The sequence below is a fragment of the Acinetobacter sp. B51(2017) genome, from assembly GCF_003711395.1.
GTDB lineage: Bacteria > Pseudomonadota > Gammaproteobacteria > Pseudomonadales > Moraxellaceae > Acinetobacter.
In genome coordinates, this window is sequence record NZ_PJRJ01000004.1 from 83,264 (window position 1) to 105,876 (window position 22,613).

Sequence of the window (22,613 nt, forward strand, 5' to 3'; positions counted from 1 at the left end):
TGAAGTGCTTTTTACTTCAAGATTCACGTTATTTTAAAAATAAATCACTTAAAATATTGTATTTACTGATATTTAAAAAAAGAAAATAAATTTAAAAGATTGTTTATTTTTTGTTGTTTTTTGCTATAACTAGAAAAAATATCTTAATAAGGGTCATAACAATGAAAAATAAAGCTTTTTACAGCTCATTCTTAAGTTTATCAATTGCAGCCGTTTTAGTCGGGTGTGGTGGCGGGGGAAGTAGCAGTGGCAGCACACCGGTCAATAAAGAAGGCCGTGCAATTGATGGCCCCTTAGCAGGGGCATTGGTGGTGTTTAAAGACTGTATGAATGCCACGACAAAAAATCCAGAAACTGCAGAAACTGATGCAAATGGTTTCTTTAAATTTCCAAACAACTGTAGCTCTAGTACGATTCATGTGAGTGGCGGTCTTGACCGCACCAGCAATTTACCCTTCTCTGATGTGTTGATCGCACCGCGCTCTACATCTACGCAAGTGATCGTATCGCCAATTACCACACTGATTCAAATGCAAGTGGAGCAAGGACAAAATGTAAATGCCGCAGCACAACAGATTGCACGGGCTTTAGGTTTACAAGGTACGCAACTGTTATCTGCCGACCCAATGCAAAACCAAGACTTATATGTCAAAACAGCAGTTGTACAACAACTTGTTGAACAAATTAAAAATAGTATTGCGCCTTTAGGTGACTCGATTCCAGAAGAAGAGTTTACTCTAGCCACCTTTGCAGCCTTAAGCACAGCGCTGAGCAATCGCAATAATGTACTGAGCTTACAAGATCAGGTTTTGATTGAATCGACTCTGAGCCAAACCTTATCGAGCATTCAAGAACATCTAGAACCAGAATATCGTAGTGATTTAGCTGCAGTCAGTGCAAACCTGAGCGCATTAGCCATACCATTGATTCAAAATAATATTGCTGCTGTAGAAGAGACTTTACAGAACTTATCGCCAACAACCTTTGCCCAAGGGGTTGATGCGATTCAACAAGCCACTCAGGACAATATTCAGGCAGCTAAAGAATCTAATAGCACCCATAAAGTCGTGACAAATTTAGCCGAAAGCTTAACGCTACCAGCAGATGAAGCGGCTACAGTGTTAGCAGAAATTAGTGATGCTATTCTAAGTGCTGACCCAAGCACTAATATCAGCAGCCATTTTGAACAACTGTTAGATTTAATTGAAGTCTATCAACCTGAAAGCAGTATTAATCCTGAGTTGGTATTAGATAACTTAATTTCAGCACCAGATTTCTATCGCGATTACATCAAGTTGGCACAAATTAATGTCATGGATCAAAGCTATGCAGCTGATGCCCTGATTAACTCTTTACAGCAGCCAATTGACCTCAATCAATTAAATGGCATTAGCCTTGATTTACACAGTTATGGCGCGCAACGCGGTCAAAATCTGCAAGTGAGTGCTGGTTTAAAAATTAATACCTTAAGCAAAAGTTTAGTCCTTGCGATTGACCAGTTAAATTTAAGCTTTGATACCAATGGCGTACTGACGCGTGCTGTGTTACCACAAGGTGCCGAATTAGCACTTGCCTCTAATTTAAGCAGCGTGACAAATACGGAATTAACTCTTAGCCGCGATATTAATGTATTACAAAATGGTAAAATTGCCTTAAATGCTGCAGTGTTATCGCAAATTGCACCACAATTGGCGGGCTTAGCCAATTTACCCTTAGGCGGTGAAACTGTGACTGTAACTGGTGTCATCGAGCACCCTGATGCAGTGGTTGCCTATGATCATCGCAATGCACCAGTGTTAGCGCTACGTTATCAATTAGATCAGAGCGTATATGGGGCTGGCTTGACTGGGAAGTTTAAAATCGCACCTTAAATCCATCTCAAACCACATCAGATCAACAGGCTTATGCTAAGCTTGTTGATCTTTTTATTTTGACGCATCCCAATTTTAACAATGCGCTATATTCTAAAAAAATCTGCGCCTGCCCTCACCATTCGTGCAGGTCATCTCGCTCAACAACATATTTTACAGCATGGTTTACAGGCACAAGATGTCGATATCATCCCCGGTGCTGCAGGCGGCCCGAAAGGCATTGGTATTTTTGGTTTGGACCAAGCGATTTTCGAGAACTTTTTAACACAAGCACCAAAACGCCGTACCTTAATTGGCTCATCGATTGGGGCATGGCGTTTTGCTAGTATTACCGCTTGGGGAGCAAGTGAAGGCTTAAGCCGCTTAGCTGATTTATATACCCACTTATATTTTGATAAGCACATGAGCATGCACGATATTGGCAAGATTTGTCAGCAGATGCTGTTGGATTTAGTCCAAGGTCGTGAACAACACATGCTGAATCATCCCGATTACCATCTGACGATTATTTCTGCCAAAGCTCGCCATCTGTTTCAAAGTGACCGCGCCTTGCCCTTACTCGCCTCTGTTGCAGGGATTATTGGCACGAATGCCTTATCGCGTAAAAACAACCGTTTGTTTATGCAACGCGTGATTAGTCAGCCTGCATATGGTGCCCAGTTTCAGGTACAAGATGAATTTACCACCCATTATCACCCACTCAATCCAGATAATATTTTAAGTTGGCTGATGGCATCCGCTTCAATTCCTGGCGTGATGAATGCAGTGAATAATATTCCTGATGCCAAGGGCAGTTATCGTGATGGTGGCTTAATTGATTATCACCTAGACTTAGACTTTAACAGCCAAGGTATTGTGCTGTATCCGCATTTTACTGACTCAATTACCCCCGGTTGGTTTGACAAAATGATTAAACGCCGCGCCAAACCAAGTCGTCAAGCACGTACTTTACTCATTGCGCCATCGCCTGAGTATTTAGCCAGTTTGCCGTTAGGGCGTTTACCCGATCGTAAAGATTTTTCGTTAAAAGGTTTAGATCAAGCCACACGCATTAAATTCTGGCAGCAAAGTGTTAGTGAAAGTCAGCGTTTAGGGGATGAATTTTTAGAATTGATTGAGCAGCAAAACTTAGCTGCTGTGATGCAAAACTTCACTTAATTGCACGACAGCCACTGTCGTAAAAGCGCTTTTTTTAATGTCAAAACGGCTGTGATTAGGCTAAGATGAAGCACGCAAAATTCTGCACTTTTCTTTTATAACCTTTAGGTGAATCCAATGAACAATCTGCAATGGCTCGATGAAGTAAAATTTAACGAACAAGGGTTAGTCCCTGCTATTGCGCAGCATCATCAAACGGGACGCGTATTGATGGTGGCTTGGATGAACCGTGAATCTTTAGCAATGACCGCTGAGAAAAACCAAGCAGTGTATTTCTCACGTTCACGTCAAAAACTTTGGCATAAAGGTGAAGAATCTGGTCATTTCCAAACCGTACATGAAATCCGTTTAGACTGTGATGCCGATGTTATCGTGCTGCAAATTGAACAACACGGCGGCATTGCTTGTCATACCGGTCGTGAATCATGTTTCTACCGTAAATTGACGCCAAATGGTTGGGAAATTGTCGATGCACAGCTCAAAGATCCAAACGCGATCTATGGCGAAAAATCCACTAACCCACATACCATCGCCATGAATGCCTCAACTGCTCAAGCTGAACAAGTTGAAGTGTTGTCTTATTTGGGTCAAATGATGGCAGAGCGTAAAGCGGCTGATCCTGATTCATCTTATGTCGCGAAGCTATATCACAAAGGTTTAAATAAAATTTTAGAAAAGGTCGGTGAGGAAAGCGTTGAAACCATCATTGCGGCTAAAGACTTTAAAGCTCAAGCTTCTGAAGACAACAAAAATGACTTAATTTACGAAGTGGCTGATCTTTGGTTCCATACCATTGTCATGCTCGGTTACTTTGACCTTGATGTGCAACTGGTTCTCAATGAATTGGCACGTCGTCAAGGTTTATCAGGTTTGCTTGAAAAAGCCAACCGTCAACATTAAGTTGTGTCTGTGTCTGCATTTTCTCATCAGCCCACTGCTGAACAAGCCGTTGCCATTGAGCAAGCTTGCCAAGGCAATTCCTTTAAGGTGATTGCCTATGCTGGCACAGGTAAAACCACCACCTTACAGATGATGAGTCATGCCATGCCCCAGCGGCGTGGCATGTACTTAGCTTTTAACAAAGCCATTGCCACTGAAGCCCAACAAAAATTTGGCAACAATGTCGATTGTCGTACTTTCCACTCGCTTGCCTATCGCAATGTTGGGCGTGGCATTACCGACAAATTACGTTTGCCACGTTTAAGTCCAAGTTTTCTCGCCAAAGAATATCAATTACAACCCATCACTTTACGTCGCCTTATGGGCGGACGTTATGAAAAATATGTATTGATGCCATCGCGTTTAGCCAGTTTAGTGGCTGATGCAGTTGGTTTTTTCTGCTCGACCAGTTCGCAATATCCCGCACCGAGGCATTTGCAAGCACCAAGTTGGCTGCATCCTGACGATATCGACAGTTTACAAAAACATTTATATCCTGCCGTGGAGCGTCGTTGGTTAGAATCGATTGACCCCAATCATCAAGCTGGTATTGGACACGATATTTATTTAAAATTTTGGGCGCTGTCTGAGCCGAACATTCCTGCCGATTATGTTTTGTTTGATGAGGCCCAAGATGCCGATCCCTTAATGCTGGGTATTTTGCTGCGTCAGCAACGTTCACAAGTGATTTATGTGGGGGATGCACATCAGCAAATTTATGCATGGCGTGGTGCAATTAATGCCATGCAAAAACTGCCATTGCCTGAATCACGTCTGACCACATCCTTTCGTTTTGGCTCAGAGATTGCCGCCAATGCCAATGCGATTTTAAGCAGTTTAGGCGAAACGGTGCCTCTGCTCGGTTATCAAGAACTTAGTTCTAAAGTGATTAATAAAGTACATTACAAACAACGTGATGCGATTTTATGTCGTACCAATGCTCGTGCTATGGAGCTGCTACTTTCAGGTTTGGTACAAGGCGATAAAGTCAGCTTACAAGCCGATCATGCCAAATTGGGTCGTTTTGTTGATGCTGCGAGTATGCTCAAACAAGGCCGTCGTCCCAATGATGTGCCAGAGTTGGCATGGTTTAACTCTTGGCATGATGTCCATGAATATTGCGAAACCAATGAAGGTAGTGATATTAAGCCTTTAGTGAAATTGGTCGATGATCATGGTACGGATGCCTTAAAACGTGCTTTAGCCAAAATCACCCCGATTGGGCAAGCCGACTATATTATTTCCACGGCGCATAAAGCCAAAGGTTTAGAGTGGAATCGCGTACATATTGAAGACGATTACCAATTTAAGCTCAATCAAAACGATTATAAAATTAGTGACGAAGAGTTACGCCTACTTTACGTAGCCTGTACGCGTGCTAAAGTAAGTCTAAATATTCACCATATTTATGACTTGATGCAATTACTGCAAAAGAAGATGCCGCCATCAATGCGTAGATAAGGTAAAACAACAATAAGGTGACTTATGAAGCTTTACGCATTGCATCTGCATAATACCGCGCATTTTCCCAAACTCGTTTTAAATATTCCTGCAGATTGTACTGTCACGGTCATTAGCGGTGCACAAAGCACAGGTAAAACCACTATTTTAAAAAACCTCTATCATGGCCTAACTTGGTTTCAAGGTCGTTATCGTGACTTAAAAACCGCAGGCGTAGTGATGCTATCCCAAGATATTCGCCAGCAAGCAATCGCCTCGCAAATCCGAATCAGTATTAAAATTTCGCAATCTTTACATCAATTAAGCCAAGAAATTTCGCCTGAAGAAAGACAACCTAGAATCTACACATGGCAGCTTAAAAAAACGCATACCCAAAACAGTAGCATTAGCACCGTAGAAACCACGCAACTCGAAAACTTGGTTAAGCTGTATCAACAGGCCATTAGACATGATCCAGATTATGGACTGCCACTGCTTGTCTACTACCCTGCCGAACGTTTTATTAACGACGTGAACCTATTAAGCAAAAACAATCCGCAAGTGTTGCAGCCTGTACATGCTTATGACTTAGCCAGCATCCCTTACACCACCTTTAGTCGTTTTTTTGAATGGTTACGTGAAATACATGATATCGAAAATGCACATAGCGCAGCCTATTTAGAACACTTAAGCCAAATTGATTTAGATGACTTTCAGGCACAATTTCAATTACAGCCCCTACGCCCACATTTAACTGCTCTTAAAACCAGCTTAACGACTGTTTTGCCCGAAGTTGAAGATTTGATCTTAGAATATCAACCGAAAATTCAGCTTAAAGTGAAAGTGCGTGGTGAAGTATTAATGTATCAACAACTATCTAACAGCTTAAAAGTGTGGATTGCTTTAGTTGGCGATATTGTGCGGCGCTTATGCGTGCTAAATCCTCAGCAGCTTGAGCCATGTTTGGTGGGTAATGGTATTGTACTGATCGATCAAATTGAGCAGCAACTTGATGAGGCACATTGTGCAGAAATTTTAGGACGCCTTGAGCAGGCCTTTCCTCAGTTACAAATAATTGTTAGCACCGCACAGCCTGAATTATTGTCACAAAAAAGCAGCTACCATTATCTCCAACTGGCCGATTTAGCACTTAAACCCCTACAAAGCCCAGCACAACTGTTAGATGAGCGTTATCAGCAAGTCTATGCTGAATTATTACAAGAGCCAACACAGCTCGACCATGCAGAACCACTGCATGACCAACAAGAACACTATCAACAATTATTGCAGCATGTTTTAGAGTTAAGTCCTGAGCAACAACAACAATTATTACAAGAGCTACAGCAGCAAATAGGTGAAAATATTGCTCAGACACGAGCTGATCTTAAATAAAAAATAAACAGCTAGACGGGTTGTTAAACAAAGTGTCTATCTGCTTAATCATCAAACAACATCCAAAATAGGCAGGCGTATAATGTTTTTGTTATGTCTGCGCGAAAGTGTTTGAAGTTGTTTTGTTCATGTAATAAGATCAGATAAAATCAACACTTTTATAGTAAAATCCGATTTTACTGTAGCTTTTTTCATCAAGTTGCGCAACACAACTTGTTATATACACCTGTAAAACACATTTGGTTTTCAAACTTGAGCCTCTTTTGGATGACTCCTTGTGATCCTGTAAGTTTGAAAAAATAAGATTCACTCTTAGGTTTTTAACCTATCACGACAATGGATATCAGTGTGCTACCGATTATTATCTTATTACCGCTAGTACTAGGCACCACCCTTGTCTCGTGGCTGAAGCAATTTTCGCGCGGGGTAACGGCTTTCGCGGCAATTGGGGTCAGTTTAAGCAGTTTAATTCTTTTGCTTTTACAAGCCCCCGATGTATTTAATGGCCATGTGATTACCCAAACATGGGCATGGTTGCCAGAATTAGGTTTAAATTTTAGCTTTCGTTTGGATGCCTTAGCACTCCTCTTTGCCCTACTAATTACTGGCATTGGCACCTTAATTTTTACTTATGCCTATTATTATTTAGGCCCCAAAAACTCCCTCAGCAAATTGTATGTGCTACTTCTGCTATTTATGGCCGCGATGCTGGGGATTTCGCTCTCCAACAACCTCATCTTATTGCTGACTTTTTGGGAGCTGACCAGTATTTCTTCATTTTTATTGGTTGGATATTGGAGCAATTACGACGCAGCCCAGCGCGGTTCTCGTATGGCACTCACCATCACAGGAATGGGCGGACTGGCCATGCTGGGTGGCTTTGTGCTGCTTGGGCAAATGACAGGCACTTATGAGATTGATCAACTGCTAAACATGAGCGATCAAATTCAAAGTCATGCATTATTTGTGCCGATGCTGTTATTGGTTTTACTAGGTGCTTTTACCAAAAGTGCGCAATTTCCGTTTCATTTTTGGTTACCCAATGCCATGGCTGCACCTACTCCCGTGTCGGCCTATCTGCATTCAGCCACTATGGTTAAAGCGGGTATTTTCTTAGTTGCGCGTTTACTGCCCATTTTTGCAGGTGCTGCACTATTTCATAACATTGTCACTTTTGTGGGTTTATTTACCCTATGTATGGCAGCCTTTTTTGCCATCTTTAAAGAAGATCTCAAAGGTTTATTGGCCTACTCGACCATTAGTCATTTGGGTCTAATCATGTGTTTATTGGGGATTGGTTCACCTTTAGCCGTGGCTGCAGCAATTTTCCATATTATTAACCATGCCACCTTTAAAGCTGCGCTATTTATGATTGCTGGCATCATTGACCATGAATCAGGTACGCGAGATTTACGTAAGCTCTCTGGGCTTTGGCAATTACTCCCATTTACTGCAACCCTAACCATGATCACTGCTGCCTCAATGGCAGGTGTACCGCTGACCAACGGCTTCTTATCTAAAGAAATGTTCTTTACCGAACTGTTGGCTAACTTAAGTGGACCAATTATGCTGGGTTCGGCCGTGATGGCAACTTTAGCAGGTATCTTTGCGGTGGCTTATTCTACCCGTTTGGTCCATGGGATATTTTTTGACGGCCCATTGGGTAAAAATGTTCCCAATAAAGATGCGCATGAACCACCCTTTGGTATGCGTGCACCAGCAACCTTATTGGCATTATTGTGTATTGCCGTAGGTATTCTCCCTAGCCTGCTAGTTGAAAATATTGTCAATGCGACAGCACGCGCCAGTACCCAAAACTTTGCTTTTGAAGGCACACATTTAGCACTTTGGCATGGCATTAACGCACCTTTATTTATGAGTATCATTGCTCTTGTGGGTGGATTGCTGTTCTACTTTGCCTTGGCCAAAGGTGGTCGCTTACGTGAAATTGATCTCGATCCATATTTAGGCAAGTTACAAGGTAAATTGCTGTTTGAGGATGCCTTAAAACAGCTCTTGCAATCGGCACGTAAGATTAAGCGCAGCACCGAAACAGGCTCTTTGCAAAGCTATCTATTTTATATCATTGTCTTTGCCATTGCACTGGTTGCTCTACCACTGATCTTCCAAGATTTAGGAACTGGAACACGCCAGCTTACTCAAGCCCCAATCTTGGCGATTGTATTATGGCTGCTATTATTCTCAGCTTGCTGGATGATGCTCTGGTTCCATCATGAACGGATTAAAGCCGTTCTGATTAGTGGTGCAGTCGGCTTAGTTGTAACCATGATTTTTGTGGGTTTATCTGCACCAGATTTAGCGCTCACGCAAATTACAGTTGATGTCGTGACAACTGTATTGTTACTTATGAGTCTGTCTTTATTACCACAGCTTACGCCTTATGAATCGAGCCGTTCACGCCGCTGGCGCGATGCAATTATTGCCATTGGTGGTGGTTTTGCCGTAGGTTGGATCGCATGGCTGATCATGACGCGTGATCATCATTCAATTTCATGGTTCTTCTTACAGCAATCTATTCCGTTAGGTGGCGGTACTAACGTGGTGAACGTCATCTTAGTTGATTTCCGTGGCTTTGATACCTTTGGTGAAATTACCGTGCTTGGTATCGCAGCAATTGGTGCGCTATGTATGATGGATGGTATGCGTGCTCACGGAACCACCATCACCCAAGGCTTAACCTATCGCTTTAATCCATCACCATTGATGCTACGTATGACCGCATCATGGATTTTACCGTTGGCGCTAGTGGTGAGTGTCTATATTTTCTTACGTGGGCATAACTTACCAGGTGGCGGCTTTATTGCAGGTTTAGTCACCTCAATGGCCTTGGTGATTCAATATATCGCCCTAGGTCAAGACCGCACCGAACAGATGCTCAAAGCCAAATCTGGCCGCTTGTATGAAATTTGGATTGGTACAGGCTTAATCATTGCTGGTCTATCGGGGATGGGGGCATGGTTCTGGGGACGTCCGTTCCTCACCAGTGCACATATTTATGTTTCGCCGCCTTTACTGGGTGAAATGCATTTAGCCTCGGCTGCCCTATTTGATCTTGGGGTATATATCACCGTCGTTGGTGCCACCATGTTACTGATTTCTGTACTTGGCGACTCACGTCACTCGACCATGACCGGTCCAGTACCAAAGGGGAAATAAGATGATTAGCTTAGAATTTTTATTAGCCTCTGCGATTGGTTTATTGGTTTCCGCAGGGATTTATTTAATCTTACGGGCGCGTACCTTTCCTGTGGTTCTTGGGCTTGCCATGATTGGTTATGCGGTGAATATTTTCTTATTCACCATGGGAAGAGTGCAATTAAACTCACCCGCAGTACTGACTCAAGCCACACAGGTCACCGACCCTTTACCGCAAGCCTTAGTTCTGACCGCCATTGTGATTGGTTTTGCCACCACAGCCTTTATTGTGCAACTTGCATTACGTAGTCGTTATGAATCGGGGACAGATCACGTTGACTCCAAAGAAGATTTACCTGCCACAGACCCTCGTGAGGATGAGCCATAATGACTGATCTTCTGCAATTTTGGCAGCAACATGCACCCATTTTTAGTATTTTAATTCCAGCCTGCACTGCCTTTATTTTGGTATTACTGGGTAATCCTGGTTCAGGCGCTTTAGCCAATGATTGGCGCCAACCTTGGCGACGTGGCATTAGCTATGTGTCCGCAACGCTTGGTTTAGCCACAGCGCTTTGCTATTTGAGCTATGCCAGTACAGGACAAATCACCATTTACAATTTAAGTGAATGGGCAGCGCCTTTTGGCATTATTTTGGTGTTAGACCAATTGTCTGCGCTAATGCTGGTACTGACCTATGCCTTAGCTGTACCTATTTTATGGTATGCCAGCCGTCAATGGGATGAACGTGGCCGCTATTTCCATGCCATGCTGCATTTCTTGATCATGGGTCTGTGCGGAGCATTTTTAACAGGTGACTTATTTAACCTGTTCGTGTTCTTTGAAATCTTATTGATGGCCTCTTATGTCTTACTGTTGCATGGTCAAGGCAAAGTGCGCTTTCAGTTAGGCATTCATTACGTCACCATTAACCTGTTAGCCTCTGCCCTGTTTCTGATTGGCTTAGGGATGATTTATGGCAGCGTAGGTAGCCTGAATATGGCAGATGTGGCACGTTTGATGCCGCTGCTTGAACCTGATCAGCATAAACTGGCTGTAGCGGGTGGCTTAATGCTGTTTGTAGTATTTGGCATTAAAGCTGCCATGTTACCTGTAGGTTTTTGGTTACCTAAAACCTATGCCGTTGCTGCCACCCCTGTTGCGGCCTTCTTTACCATTATGACCAAAGTCGGTGTTTATGCGATTTTGCGTGTCAATGGTACGGTGTTTGACGACAGCTTAAGCCATAGTATTTTAATGCCGTGGCTTTTGGTAATTGGTCTAGTCACTTCATTGTATGGCGCAATTGCTGCCTTAGGTGCTGAGCGTTTACGTCGCTTTGTCGGCTTTATGATTTTATCTTCGGTAGGTACGATCTTAGTGGCCATTGCCATGCTCAATACGCAAGCATGGTCAGGTGCGTTGTATTACATGCTGCATAGTACGTTAATTGCCGCAGCTTTGTATTTACTGAGTGGTTGGATTACATCACAGCGCGGTGAATTTAAAGATCATTTAAAAGTTGCACCGCAAATGAAGCAACAAAAAACGGCCTCTATGACCTTCTTAATCATTGCCTTAATGATGGCAGGTTTACCACCGTTTAGTGGCTTTTTAGGTAAAGTCTTTATCCTGCAAGCCTCAGCAGGTCACGCGTATCAAGGCTGGATTATTGGCATTATTTTACTGGTAAGTTTAATCAGTATTATTGGCTTTACTCGCGTTGGTTTTATCTTATTTTGGCGTGCCACTAAACCCGAAGATGATGTCAACAGTGAAGCTTATGTGGCTTACCAAGCGCTACCTGCCACAGCCCCAAAACGTAATGACACTGCAATTTATATCTTATTGGCGATGCTAATCGCTTATGTGCTATTTGCAGCACCGATTCAACGTTATATGCAAAATACCGCAGCACAAATACAACATAATCCGCTCTATGAGCAGACGATTTTAAAACGTGATGGTGATGATCAGCCAATTAGCGTACAACCTTATGATCCTAAAAACCTACCAGAAACTAAATATGGTGGCGAAAATCTGGATCCAAATGCTCATTTGATTCCTTATTTAATTTCAGAAAACACCTTACAAGGTGAACATATTTCTGAGTTTAAACAGCGTCAAATTGCGGCACAAGAACAAGAGATCAATGATCCTCAAGGTGACAAACTACAACCCGTACAGGAGGCATACTAATGCAATATCGCTTTATGGAGCGCTGGTTTCCGCATCCTTTTGTTTCGGTGTTAGTCGCTGTAAGTTGGATCATGCTGGCACATAGTATCGCTATTGGCAGCTTAGTGATGGCACTGATCTTAGCGATTGTGATTCCACGCCTGATTCGACCATTTGTGGAACGCACCCCTGACATTCAGTGGCTACCCTCGATCAAACTGTTTTTGGTCGTGGTTTGGGATATTGTGATTTCTAACCTACGTGTGGCGAAATTGGTATTGGGGCCAACCGACCGCTTACAGCCTAAATGGTTCCGTGTGCCACTCGAAACCCAGCATGAACAAGTCAACACTTTACTGGCGATGATCATTACCACAACACCTGGTACTGTGACTGCTGGGATTGACCAAGATCGTGGTGATATTTTGGTTCATGCCTTAAGTACAGATGATATAGAAGAAGAAATCAAAACCATTAAAGCGCGTTATGAACGACCTTTAATGCAAATTTTTGACGTAAAAACAGGAGATGTGGCATGACTACAATTTTGCCTTATGCCTTAGGCATTAGCCTGCTGGCGATTACCATCTCAATGTTAATGTGCTTATATCGCTTAGTGATTGGTCCCTCGATTGTGGACCGCTTATTAGCACTGGATACATTATTCTTAAATGCCACAGGTTTAGTGGTGGTGTTGGGGATTTATTGGACCAGCACTTCATTGTTTGAAGGCGCGCTTTTGGTTGCAATGCTTGGCTTTGTTTCGACGGCCGCTTTGGCACGTTATTTTACCACTGGCCATGTGATCGACTAGGAGCAAAAGCATGTATTTAGCCTTAGAAATTTTAGTATCGGTCTGCTTGGTGGTGGGGGCGCTGTTTATGTTAGTGGGGGGTATTGGCATGATACGCCTACCCGATTTATTTATGCGCCTGCATGCACCCACTAAATCCAGTACCTTAGGCTTAGGTGGCTTTTTATTAGCGGCGATTTTATTTTCCGCTGCCCATGGACGTTTTGGTTTTGCAGAAATATTAATTACCTTATTTGCTTTTATTACAGCTCCTGTATCGGCAAATTTAATGGCACAAGCTGCACTGCATTTACGCCTACGCTCAATGAGTGGTGAGGTACCCGAGAGCTTAGAACGTCCGCTACCTTGGCAAAAGCATCGTCGTAGTTTTAAACGCTATCAAAAACAAGTCAAACACGACAACCACGATATTACTTAACTAAAAAATAGCAGCCAAAAAAAAGCCACCCGAAGGTGGCTTTTTTTAGGACAACTTATTGGTCGTCTTTGTGGTCATCCGCTGCAGGTAAATCTTTTACAGCTTCAGCAATCAGACCAAACATATAGTTGCCATATGCATTGGTTTTGTCGTAATGGAAACGTAAACGTGGCGTAATACGTGTGTTAATACGACGGCTGAGCTCATGGCGTAAGAAACCAGATGCTTTGTTTAAAACTTCTAAAGTTTCTTTGTTTGCCGCTTCACTTTGTTCATCGCCAAGTTCACGACCCATCACAGTCACGTAAACTTCCGCATAACCTAAGTCTGGGCTGACTTTCACCGCAGAGATGGTCACTAGACCACCTAAACGCGGATCTTTCAGCTCCTGACGGATCAGTTCAGACAACTCACGTTGTACTGTATCCGCCATACGCTTCAGACGTTGACTACCCGCCATTAAAGACTCCGTTTAATCAATTGAACATCGTACACTTCGATCTTATCAAGTGGTTTGATGTCTTTGTAGCCTTTAACCGCAAGACCACATTCCATACCAGCACGAACTTCTTCAACCACGTCTTTATAACGACGAAGTGATTCAAGCTCACCTTGGAACACAACCACGTCATCACGTAATACACGAATCGGTTTGTTACGGTGTAACACACCTTCAAGTACCATACAGCCAGCAGCTGCACCAAACTTACTTGAGTGGAACACTTCACGTACTTGCGCCACACCTAGAATCGTTTCACGGTGTTCTGGTGCCAGCTTACCGCTCATTGCTGCTTTCACGTCATCAATCAATTGATAGATCACTGAGTAGTAACGAATGTCGATGCTATCTGCGTCTGCTTTTTGACGTGCAGTGGTATCAGCACGGACGTTGAAGCCGAGAAGAACCGCTTCTGAAGATTCAGCAAGTGTTACGTCAGACTCAGTGATTGCACCGACACCTGAACCAATAATACGTACTTTCACTTCGTCAGTTGCAAGTTCAGCAAGTGCAACGTGAAGCGCTTCTAAAGTACCGCGTACGTCAGTCTTAAGAACAACGTTCACAATCGGCACATCTTTCTTGCCCATAGACGCCATGATGTTTTCAAGACGCATAGCAGATTGACGCTCAAGACGTTTTTGACGTTCACGATCCATACGCGCATCGGCAACTTCACGGGCTTTTTTCTCGTCATTCACAACAAGAACTTCGTCACCCGCCATTGGCGCTTCTGGAAGACCTAAAATCTCAACTGGGATTGAAGGACCTGCAGATTTAATACGTTGACCGTTTTCATCAGTCATGGCACGAACGCGACCGTAAGATGCACCTGCAAGAACAAGATCACCTACTTTCAACGTACCGTTTTGAACCAGAATAGACGTTACCGCACCACGGCCTTTGTCTACACGTGCTTCAATCACAACACCTTGCGCAGCACCTTCTTCAGACGCTTTTAATTCAAGTAACTCAGATTGAATTAGAATTAAATCAAGAAGTTCGTCGATACCTTGACCAGAATGCGCTGAAACCATTGCAACTGGTACGTCACCGCCCCATTGCTCAGGCACGATTTCTTTGGTGGTTAATTCGTTCAATACGCGATCTGGATCAGCAGATTCTTTATCCATCTTGTTGATTGCAACAATGATTGGTGTACCCGCTGCACGCGCATGATCGATTGCTTCTGCAGTTTGTGGCATTACACCATCATCTGCTGCAACAACTAACACGACGATATCAGTCGCTTTAGCACCACGCGAACGCATTGCAGTAAACGCTGCGTGTCCCGGTGTATCTAAGAAAGTAATAATGCCTTTCTCAGTTTTAACGTGGTAAGCACCAATATGCTGTGTGATACCGCCCGCTTCACCCGCTGCCACTTTAGCACGGCGAATACGGTCAAGAAGCGAAGTTTTACCATGGTCAACGTGACCCATGATGGTAACCACTGGCGCACGCGTTGTTTGCGCACCACGTGCTTCTTCTGCTGCTTCAAGTAAGTTATCTTCAGCTTGCGTATCCGATACTAGAACTGGGTTATGCCCCATTTCTTCTACGATTAACGCTGCAATTTCTTGGTCAATGGCTTGGTTTTGTGTAACCAATTCACCCATCTTCATGAGTGACTTAATCACTTCACGTACTTTAACCGCCATTTTTGCTGCAAGGTCTGCAACAACAATCGTTTCACCAATTTCAACATCGTAAACTTGTTTTTTAACAGGTTTTTCGAAGCCGTGTTTGTTGGCTTGGCTTGATTTAAGACCACGTTTATGTTGGTTATCACGGAAAGACTGTTCTTCACCACGACGACCACCTTTTTTCGGTGAGCGTGTGCTAGGCGTATTGGTACCACGCTTGATTTCACGGTCTTCTTTGTTAAATGAATCTTCGTATGCTTGACCAACAAGGCCAGCTGCAAGCGGAGAATCGTCAACTACACGAATGGTTGGCGCATTGTCTTCAGCTGAATACTTAGACGCCATTTGACGCATTTGCTCAAGCGTACGTTGCTGCGCTTCTTCCGCTGCACGACGACGTGCTGCTTCTTCAGTCGCTTTTAACTGTGCTGCTTGTGCTTCACGCGCACGTTTTTGCTCAGGGGTTTCCACAGGTTTAATCTGTGATTTTACCACTGGCTTGTTGGTTGATTTGCGTTTTACCACAACTGCCGCTTTAGACACTTCTTGCTTTTCGCTGCTTTGTTTTGCAGCGGCACGCATTGCTTCTAAAGCTTGGCTTGCTTTGTTTGCACCAGAAACTGGTTGGCTTTGTTCAGCTTGAGCTTTAGCTGCTTTATCAGCTTCAGCTTTTGCCAATGCTTCAGCTTTGATCTGTTCTGGATCAGGCTTAACAAAGGTATGTTTTTTGCGAACTTCTACGTTAATAGTTTTCGCCTTACCTGAGGTACTTGCTACCTTAGCGGTGCTGGTTGTTTTACGTTTCAACGTGATTTGTCCTGCTTGACCCACGTCTTGACCATGAATCTTCTTCAAATGGTTCACGAGGGTATCTTGTTGTTCTGTGGAAATAATATCTTCAGGCTTACGTTGTGGTAAACCTGCATCACGAACTTGCTCTAAAAGTGTTTCAACCGAGCGCTCAACGCTCAATGCCAAATCTTTAATCGACTTGTCCGCCATATTACCTCCTAGTTAAACCATGATTCGCGCGCTTTCATAATGAGTTGACCCGCTTTCTCAGCACCTAAACCTTCGATATCTGCGATATCATCAGTAGCTTGGTCTGCCAAATCATCGACAGTGACCACGCCACGAGCAGCAAGCGCGTAGGCAATCTCTTGTGTCATTCCTTCCATTGCTAGAAGTTCAGCACTTGGATCTTGGATATTTTCCTGTTGTTTCAGTGCGTCTGCTAAAGCTACTTCTTTAGCACGGCCTTGTAACATCTCAACTGTTGCAGCATCTAATTCGATTTCATCGAATGTTTCTGCTGGAACATATGCAATTTCTTCTAACGAAGTGAAGCCCATTTCCACTAAAGCCATTGCTAGGTCTTCAGCAATATCAAGACGCGACACAAACATGTCTAGATATTGTTGTGCTTCATTTTGTTGACGTGCTTGGTACTCTGATTCAAGCATCATATCGAGTTTAAAGCCAGTTAATTCTGACGCTAAACGTACGTTCTGACCTTGTGAACCAATGGCACGAGCAAGCTGATCGCTGGTTGCAAAGATGATATCTGCAGTTTTTGCATCTTCATCAATCACAATACTTGATACATCAGCAGGTTCTAAAGCACTTGCGATGTATTGCGCTGGATCATCTGACCATACCACAACATCAATACGTTCACCATTAAGTTCTTGTTGGACTGCTTGGATACGTGTACCACGCATACCAATACAAGCACCTACAGGATCAATACGGTGATCGTTGGTTTTTACAGCGATTTTAGCACGAACGCCAGGTTGACGTGCAGCTGCTTTAATTTCGATGATTTCTTCAGAAATTTCTGGAATTTCTTTTTTCATCAGCGCAATCAGCATGTCAGGTTTAGCACGTGAAAGTTGTAACTGGGCGCCACGACCTTCGCGGTTGACGTTAAATAGAATCGCATTGACACGTTGTTTAGGACGCAAAATTTCTTTTGCAATCATTTCTTCACGTGCAAGATACGCTTCAGCGTTTTCGCCTAGATCAATGATAAAACCATCTTTAGTTTGCTTTTTCACTTCACCGTAAATCAGCTCACCGACTTTAGATTCATAAGCATCAGCAATTAACGCGCGTTCTGCTTCACGAATTTTTTGCACGATCACTTGCTTGGCAATTTGCGCTGCAATACGACCGAAATCAATCGATTCAACCTCAAGCTCACGAATGTCACCAATTGACCATTTCGCAGGATCAACATCAGAGATCGCGTCTTGGCAAGCTGGCATTTCGTGATCTTCATCAGCCACGACTTCCCATTGACGGAAAGTACGGTAGTCACCCGTTTTACGATCAATTTCTACACGTAAACGTGCTTCTTCCGAGTGTGTGCCTTCGTAAAATTTCTTTTTCGTGGCAGCAACTAACGCTTGCTCCAGCGCTTCGAAAATTGCTTCACGAGGTACACCTTTTTCGTTACTAACCGTTTCTACTACGGTAAGAATTTCACGTGCCATAAGTCACCTATTCGTTCAGATTCTTTCTAAATTAGTCTTGGTAGACTAAATTTGCCTTATCAATATTGTGACTGTCGATATCCAACACTTGTTGTTTTTCAACTTCCACTTGAATCATTTCGTTTTCAAGATCCACAGCAACAAGTTTTGCTTGGAACTTACGACGGTTATCTACAGCACTGATCAAGCGTAATGCCACTTGCTGACCTACATAAGCCGGCATTTGTTCTAATTGGAAGAATGGACGATCCCAACCTGGTGAAGATACTTCTAATGAGTATTCACCTGAAATTGGATCATGCACGTCGAGCATTGCGCCAACTTGCTGTGTCACGCGAACACAATCTTGTACGCCAATACCACGACCTTGCTCTTCTTCACCATCTTCATTTAGAACTGGCGCTGCGTTTTGATCGATTTCTTTGTCAATATAAATACGTAATAAAGAACGTTTCCCTTGTGGCAAAAATTCAATGCCCCACAGGTCAACACCACAAGCTTGCACAGCCGGAGCGATTAGGTCTTGGAGTGCTTGAGTTTTATTTGATAGCTTCATTTACTCTCGTCAATTTTGTGCGATTCAATGGTCAGAACGACCATAAGATTGGACAGGACTATAATAGTAGTGAAACATGACTATTTGACCAATTGATGTCGACACTACACGATAGCCAATAAAAAAGGGCGTCAATCGCCCTCATTATTACACAGAAAACAAATGTCCACTGTGCAAAAAGGCCCACCTTTTTGTGAGCCTTTAGAAAACTTGGTAGCGGGAGCTGGATTTGAACCAACGACCTTCGGGTTATGAGCCCGACGAGCTACCAGACTGCTCCATCCCGCATCAACGTGCAAAAATTATATCTGTATTACGGTTAATTTTCAATCTAAAAATTAATCGCACTAATTAAGTTCTGGCTTAATTAAAAGTGGTAGCGGGAGCTGGATTTGAACCAACGACCTTCGGGTTATGAGCCCGACGAGCTACCAGACTGCTCCATCCCGCAACGACATATACAAATTATTTTCATTTAACTTAAAGGCTAAATGCTTATTTAGTTTGCAAGCTAAATAAGATTGGTAGCGGGAGCTGGATTTGAACCAACGACCTTCGGGTTATGAGCCCGACGAGCTACCAGACTGCTCCATCCCGCAACTATATACAAAATTCTCTGATTTAACTTTAAGTTAGATTCTTATTTAGTTTGTATGCTAAATAAGATTGGTAGCGGGAGCTGGATTTGAACCAACGACCTTCGGGTTATGAGCCCGACGAGCTACCAGACTGCTCCATCCCGCATCAACAGATTTGCCGCTTACACCAACTTAACTTCTGGATTAAAGTTGGTGCGGAAGGGGGGACTTGAACCCCCACGCCCGAAAGCACTACCACCTCAAGGTAGCGTGTCTACCAATTCCACCACCACCGCAGCAGCCCGCATTCTAATCCTTCCTTTACAAAAAGGGAAGCTTATTCTGCGCTTTTTGGCACAACTGGTGAAGTTTCAGACAATGTAGCTGGTGCAGTTTGTGTGCTTGGTACTGATTTTAAGCTATATGAGTCATTACTTTGATTCTTAGCAAAGATCGCCAAAGTCAAACTGGTGACAAAAAATAGCGCAGTTAAAATTGCAGTTAAGCGACTTAAAAAATTACCCGAACCCGAAGCACCAAACACTGTTGCTGCACCGCCACCACCAAAGGAAGCGCCAGCATCCGCACCCTTACCGTGCTGTACTAAAATTAATACGATCATTAACAAGGCTAAGATAATATGTACGACCAGCACAAAAGTTTGCATGCTGTACTCCTAATTATTGTGTATTGGCAAATGCTAAAGCAATCTGATGGAAAGATTGGGCATTGAGTGATGCACCGCCAACAAGTGCACCATTAATATCAGGACAGGCCGCTAACTCTACTGCATTTTCAGCTTTTACACTACCACCATACAAAATAGCCATGCTCGCGCCATAGCTGGTGATTTGCTTTAAGCCTTCACGAATTTTTGCATGCATCGCTTGCGCATCTTCAGGAGAAGCTGTTTTACCTGTACCAATCGCCCAAATTGGCTCATAAGCCACAATAATATTGGCCCACTGTTCAGCAGCAACCACGCCAGCAATATCACAAATTTGTTGCAATACCACTGCTTCTGCTTGACCCGCTTCACGCTGTTCTAAACTTTCACCTACGCAGTAAATCACTTTTAGACCAGCATTTAAGGCATTTTGTACTTTAGCGTTTAAGCTGTCGCGGTTATCCGCAAAAATCTCACGGCGTTCTGAGTGGCCAATCAACACATAGCCAATACCAGCATCCAGCAAAAGTTCAGCACTGACCTCACCCGTATAAGCACCCGTACCCGCAATACGCGATACGTCTTGTGCTACGCTATACACTGGGCGCACCGCATCAGACAATTGTGCTTGCACAGTGCTTAAAGCCAACATCGTTGGCGCAATTCCTAAATGACACTTTTCTTCTGCAATACCATGATCTTGCAATAATTGTTTAAATTCATTCAGCAATTGCTGTGCTTGTGCCTGCACTGGATTCATTTTCCAGTTGCCTATAACCCAAGGGGTAATGGTCGAAGCCGACATAAATGACCTATAAAAAACAATTCATAAAAACGCGCATATTCTACACGGAATTGTAAATTTTTAAGCATACTTTCTTGTATTGCATGAATTTACAAATTCAACTTCGCTTGATCTTGGTAGCTTAAATATTGAAAAAGCATAGATTTAATTCTAACTCGTTCAATTTTTACTCCATATTTAAGGCAAACACCACACTTTGAGATATAGTATTTTCACGCAACAAAAGTATAATTTTGTTATACGTATTATAAACAATTTATGTTGAGGACGATTGGGGCATGTCATTTACACACGGGGCGCCGAAATTCACAGGCTTTATTCGACGCTTGGTCGACGACGGCGTCATTAGCGCTGAAGCAATGCAACAGGCGATCTTAAGTGCCAAGAAAACTGAACAAGATATTGTCCCTTTTTTAATTGATCATTTAAATATCCCGCCTTACGCCATTGCAGAAAAAATCTCCCAAGAATTTGGTGAGCCATTATTTGATTTAAATGCCTACGACTCGTCTAACTTAATCACTGACTTAATTGAAGATAAGTTAATTTTAAAATACCGTGTCTTACCCATTTATCAACGTGGGCATTTGCTGTATTTAGCGACCAGTAACCCAACCAATATTGATGCTTTAGATGCGATTCGTTTTAACAGCAAAAAGAATGTTGAACTGGTGATTGTCGAACATGACAAACTTGAAAAAGCCATTGAAGCCAATTTTGCCGAAGACACCACTTTTAATTTTGACGAAGACTTAGATTTAGACTTACAAGCTGACCCAGAACCGCATCATGATCATGATGAACCAACGGCAGAAGATGAAGCCCCTATTGTTAAATATATCAATAAGTTATTAATTGACGCTATTCGTATGGGTGCATCAGATTTGCATTTTGAACCTTATGAAAAGGTTTATCGTGTGCGCTATCGTATTGATGGGGTATTACGTCAAATTGCCACCCCACCGTTGCAATTAGCCACCCGTTTATCGGCACGTTTAAAAGTCATGTCACAAATGGACATTTCAGAAAAGCGTGTGCCGCAAGATGGACGTATTAAGCTTAAAATTTCTAAAAACAAAGCCATTGATTTTCGTGTTAACTCCCTGCCCACACTCTTCGGTGAAAAAATCGTGCTGCGTATTTTAGATCCATCCAGTGCCATGCTCGGTATTGATGCTTTGGGTTATGAGCCTGATCAAAAAGCTTTGTTTATGGAAGCCTTGGACAAACCGCAAGGCATGTTACTGATTACAGGGCCAACAGGTTCGGGTAAAACCGTATCACTATATACAGGTTTAAATATTTTAAACCGCGAAGATACCAACATTTCCACTGCCGAAGATCCTGTGGAGATTAACTTAGAAGGGATTAATCAGGTCAACGTCAATCCCAAGGTCGGCTTAACCTTTGCGGTAGCGCTACGTTCATTCTTACGTCAAGATCCAGATATTGTCATGGTGGGTGAGATTCGAGATTTAGAAACAGCAGAAATTGCTATTAAAGCCGCGCAAACGGGTCATATGGTGATGTCAACGCTGCATACCAACAGTGCACCAGAGACCTTAACCCGTTTACGCAATATGGGTGTACCTTCATTTAATATTGCCACTTCGGTTAACTTAGTCATTGCACAGCGTTTAGCACGTCGTTTATGTAAACAATGTAAAGCGCCGATTGAGATTCCAAAAAACAGCCTACTTGAAATGGGCTTTAGCGAAGAAGATTTACAACAAGAGTTTCAAATTTATCAGCCTGTGGGCTGTAGTGAATGTCGTGAAGGCTACAAAGGGCGTGTCGGGATTTATGAAGTAATGAAAATTACGCCTGAAATTTCTAAGTTAATTATGGAAGATGCCAATTCCATTGAAATTTCCAAGCAATCACAAGCATTGGGGTTTAGTAACCTGCGTCGTTCAGGCTTACTTAAAGTGATGCAAGGCGTCACTTCTTTACAAGAAGTGAACCGCGTAACCAGCGAATAGACCAAGTATTTAAAATAAG

General features: G+C 43.0%; 18 protein-coding genes and 5 tRNA genes. 12 read left to right on the forward strand and 11 right to left on the reverse strand.

Annotated features, from left to right (window positions below):
* Positions 1–161: 161 nt before the first annotated feature.
* The 11 genes from CYK47_RS03265 to CYK47_RS03315 all read left to right on the forward strand — a co-directional run bounded on the left by CYK47_RS03265 (position 162) and on the right by CYK47_RS03315 (position 13,366).
* Positions 162–1,871, forward strand: coding sequence for a hypothetical protein (locus CYK47_RS03265; protein ID WP_122898886.1), 1,710 nt, complete (start codon positions 162–164; stop codon positions 1,869–1,871).
* Positions 1,872–1,952: 81 nt separating this feature from the next.
* Positions 1,953–3,029 (forward strand): patatin-like phospholipase domain-containing protein, encoded by a 1,077-nt coding sequence (locus CYK47_RS03270; RefSeq protein WP_122898888.1) that lies wholly within the window; start codon positions 1,953–1,955, stop codon positions 3,027–3,029.
* A 117-nt stretch (positions 3,030–3,146) separates the two neighbouring features.
* On the forward strand, positions 3,147–3,929 hold the full coding sequence (gene hisIE / locus CYK47_RS03275; protein WP_122898890.1) for a bifunctional phosphoribosyl-AMP cyclohydrolase/phosphoribosyl-ATP diphosphatase HisIE: 783 nt from the start codon (positions 3,147–3,149) through the stop codon (positions 3,927–3,929).
* 9 nt (positions 3,930–3,938) lie between these two features.
* Positions 3,939–5,429 (forward strand): UvrD-helicase domain-containing protein, encoded by a 1,491-nt coding sequence (locus CYK47_RS03280; RefSeq protein ID WP_122899014.1) that lies wholly within the window; start codon positions 3,939–3,941, stop codon positions 5,427–5,429.
* Positions 5,430–5,453: 24 nt separating this feature from the next.
* Positions 5,454–6,800, forward strand: a complete 1,347-nt coding sequence (locus CYK47_RS03285; RefSeq protein ID WP_122898892.1) for an AAA family ATPase — start codon at positions 5,454–5,456, stop codon at positions 6,798–6,800.
* Between the two features lie 336 nt (positions 6,801–7,136).
* Positions 7,137–9,977 carry a monovalent cation/H+ antiporter subunit A gene (locus CYK47_RS03290; RefSeq protein WP_122898894.1) on the forward strand — a complete coding sequence of 947 codons (2,841 nt, stop codon included), beginning with the start codon at positions 7,137–7,139 and terminating at the stop codon, positions 9,975–9,977.
* A gap of 1 nt (position 9,978) precedes the next feature.
* Positions 9,979–10,344, forward strand: a complete 366-nt coding sequence (locus tag CYK47_RS03295) for a Na+/H+ antiporter subunit C (RefSeq protein WP_122898896.1) — start codon at positions 9,979–9,981, stop codon at positions 10,342–10,344.
* Complete coding sequence (locus tag CYK47_RS03300) at positions 10,344–12,155, forward strand: monovalent cation/H+ antiporter subunit D (protein WP_122898898.1); 1,812 nt, start codon at positions 10,344–10,346, stop codon at positions 12,153–12,155. The genes CYK47_RS03295 and CYK47_RS03300 overlap by 1 nt, the downstream gene beginning before the upstream one ends.
* A complete protein-coding gene (locus tag CYK47_RS03305) occupies positions 12,155–12,673 on the forward strand; it encodes a Na+/H+ antiporter subunit E (protein ID WP_122898900.1) in 519 nt (172 codons plus the stop codon). Before CYK47_RS03300 ends, CYK47_RS03305 begins: the two co-directional genes overlap by 1 nt.
* Positions 12,670–12,948 carry a monovalent cation/H+ antiporter subunit F gene (locus CYK47_RS03310; protein WP_122898902.1) on the forward strand — a complete coding sequence of 93 codons (279 nt, stop codon included), beginning with the start codon at positions 12,670–12,672 and terminating at the stop codon, positions 12,946–12,948. The genes CYK47_RS03305 and CYK47_RS03310 overlap by 4 nt, the downstream gene beginning before the upstream one ends.
* Positions 12,949–12,958: 10 nt before the next feature.
* Positions 12,959–13,366, forward strand: coding sequence for a Na+/H+ antiporter subunit G (locus CYK47_RS03315; protein WP_122898904.1), 408 nt, complete (start codon positions 12,959–12,961; stop codon positions 13,364–13,366).
* A 55-nt stretch (positions 13,367–13,421) separates the two neighbouring features.
* Here CYK47_RS03315 and CYK47_RS03320 read toward each other — a convergent pair whose 3' ends face one another.
* The 11 genes from CYK47_RS03320 to tpiA form a co-directional block, all read right to left on the reverse strand.
* The gene (locus CYK47_RS03320) at positions 13,422–13,826 is read right to left on the reverse strand and encodes a ribosome-binding factor A (protein WP_122898906.1); all 405 of its coding nucleotides are present in this window, start codon (positions 13,824–13,826) and stop codon (positions 13,422–13,424) included.
* Entirely contained in the window at positions 13,826–16,513 is a 2,688-nt protein-coding gene (gene infB / locus CYK47_RS03325) for a translation initiation factor IF-2 (RefSeq protein WP_122898908.1), read from the reverse strand. The genes CYK47_RS03320 and infB overlap by 1 nt, the downstream gene beginning before the upstream one ends.
* An 8-nt stretch (positions 16,514–16,521) precedes the next feature.
* Entirely contained in the window at positions 16,522–18,006 is a 1,485-nt protein-coding gene (gene nusA, locus CYK47_RS03330) for a transcription termination factor NusA (RefSeq protein ID WP_122898910.1), read from the reverse strand.
* Between the two features lie 31 nt (positions 18,007–18,037).
* A complete protein-coding gene (gene rimP / locus CYK47_RS03335; RefSeq protein WP_122898912.1) occupies positions 18,038–18,562 on the reverse strand; it encodes a ribosome maturation factor RimP in 525 nt (174 codons plus the stop codon).
* Positions 18,563–18,773: 211 nt separating this feature from the next.
* Positions 18,774–18,850 (reverse strand) — tRNA-Met (locus CYK47_RS03340).
* A gap of 86 nt (positions 18,851–18,936) precedes the next feature.
* Positions 18,937–19,013 (reverse strand) — tRNA-Met (locus CYK47_RS03345).
* Positions 19,014–19,084: 71 nt separating this feature from the next.
* Positions 19,085–19,161: transfer RNA gene (locus tag CYK47_RS03350), tRNA-Met, on the reverse strand.
* 68 nt (positions 19,162–19,229) lie between these two features.
* A tRNA-Met gene (locus tag CYK47_RS03355) sits at positions 19,230–19,306 on the reverse strand.
* A gap of 45 nt (positions 19,307–19,351) precedes the next feature.
* Positions 19,352–19,436: transfer RNA gene (locus tag CYK47_RS03360), tRNA-Leu, on the reverse strand.
* A gap of 41 nt (positions 19,437–19,477) precedes the next feature.
* A complete protein-coding gene (gene secG / locus CYK47_RS03365; protein WP_122898914.1) occupies positions 19,478–19,807 on the reverse strand; it encodes a preprotein translocase subunit SecG in 330 nt (109 codons plus the stop codon).
* A 13-nt stretch (positions 19,808–19,820) separates the two neighbouring features.
* Positions 19,821–20,612: a triose-phosphate isomerase gene (gene tpiA, locus CYK47_RS03370; RefSeq protein ID WP_122898915.1), complete on the reverse strand. Its 792-nt coding sequence runs from the start codon at positions 20,610–20,612 to the stop codon at positions 19,821–19,823.
* A 278-nt stretch (positions 20,613–20,890) separates the two neighbouring features.
* On the opposite strand from tpiA, the gene pilB reads away from it, so the two are divergent.
* Positions 20,891–22,594 carry a type IV-A pilus assembly ATPase PilB gene (gene pilB / locus CYK47_RS03375; RefSeq protein WP_122898917.1) on the forward strand — a complete coding sequence of 568 codons (1,704 nt, stop codon included), beginning with the start codon at positions 20,891–20,893 and terminating at the stop codon, positions 22,592–22,594.
* Positions 22,595–22,613: the final 19 nt, after the last annotated feature.

Excerpts from the sequence above, each read along its gene's own strand:
- CYK47_RS03265 (WP_122898886.1), top strand. The coding sequence starts at position 162 with ATGAAAAATAAAGCTTTTTACAGCTCATTCTTAAGTTTATCAATTGCA.
- CYK47_RS03270 (WP_122898888.1), top strand. The coding sequence starts at position 1,953 with ATGCGCTATATTCTAAAAAAATCTGCGCCTGCCCTCACCATTCGTGCA.
- hisIE (WP_122898890.1), top strand. The coding sequence starts at position 3,147 with ATGAACAATCTGCAATGGCTCGATGAAGTAAAATTTAACGAACAAGGG.
- CYK47_RS03285 (WP_122898892.1), top strand. The coding sequence starts at position 5,454 with ATGAAGCTTTACGCATTGCATCTGCATAATACCGCGCATTTTCCCAAA.
- CYK47_RS03290 (WP_122898894.1), top strand. The coding sequence starts at position 7,137 with ATGGATATCAGTGTGCTACCGATTATTATCTTATTACCGCTAGTACTA.
- CYK47_RS03295 (WP_122898896.1), top strand. The coding sequence starts at position 9,979 with ATGATTAGCTTAGAATTTTTATTAGCCTCTGCGATTGGTTTATTGGTT.
- CYK47_RS03300 (WP_122898898.1), top strand. The coding sequence starts at position 10,344 with ATGACTGATCTTCTGCAATTTTGGCAGCAACATGCACCCATTTTTAGT.
- CYK47_RS03305 (WP_122898900.1), top strand. The coding sequence starts at position 12,155 with ATGCAATATCGCTTTATGGAGCGCTGGTTTCCGCATCCTTTTGTTTCG.
- CYK47_RS03310 (WP_122898902.1), top strand. The coding sequence starts at position 12,670 with ATGACTACAATTTTGCCTTATGCCTTAGGCATTAGCCTGCTGGCGATT.
- CYK47_RS03315 (WP_122898904.1), top strand. The coding sequence starts at position 12,959 with ATGTATTTAGCCTTAGAAATTTTAGTATCGGTCTGCTTGGTGGTGGGG.
- CYK47_RS03320 (WP_122898906.1), bottom strand. The coding sequence starts at position 13,826 with ATGGCGGGTAGTCAACGTCTGAAGCGTATGGCGGATACAGTACAACGT.
- infB (WP_122898908.1), bottom strand. The coding sequence starts at position 16,513 with ATGGCGGACAAGTCGATTAAAGATTTGGCATTGAGCGTTGAGCGCTCG.
- nusA (WP_122898910.1), bottom strand. The coding sequence starts at position 18,006 with ATGGCACGTGAAATTCTTACCGTAGTAGAAACGGTTAGTAACGAAAAA.
- rimP (WP_122898912.1), bottom strand. The coding sequence starts at position 18,562 with ATGAAGCTATCAAATAAAACTCAAGCACTCCAAGACCTAATCGCTCCG.
- secG (WP_122898914.1), bottom strand. The coding sequence starts at position 19,807 with ATGCAAACTTTTGTGCTGGTCGTACATATTATCTTAGCCTTGTTAATG.
- tpiA (WP_122898915.1), bottom strand. The coding sequence starts at position 20,612 with ATGTCGGCTTCGACCATTACCCCTTGGGTTATAGGCAACTGGAAAATG.
- pilB (WP_122898917.1), top strand. The coding sequence starts at position 20,891 with ATGTCATTTACACACGGGGCGCCGAAATTCACAGGCTTTATTCGACGC.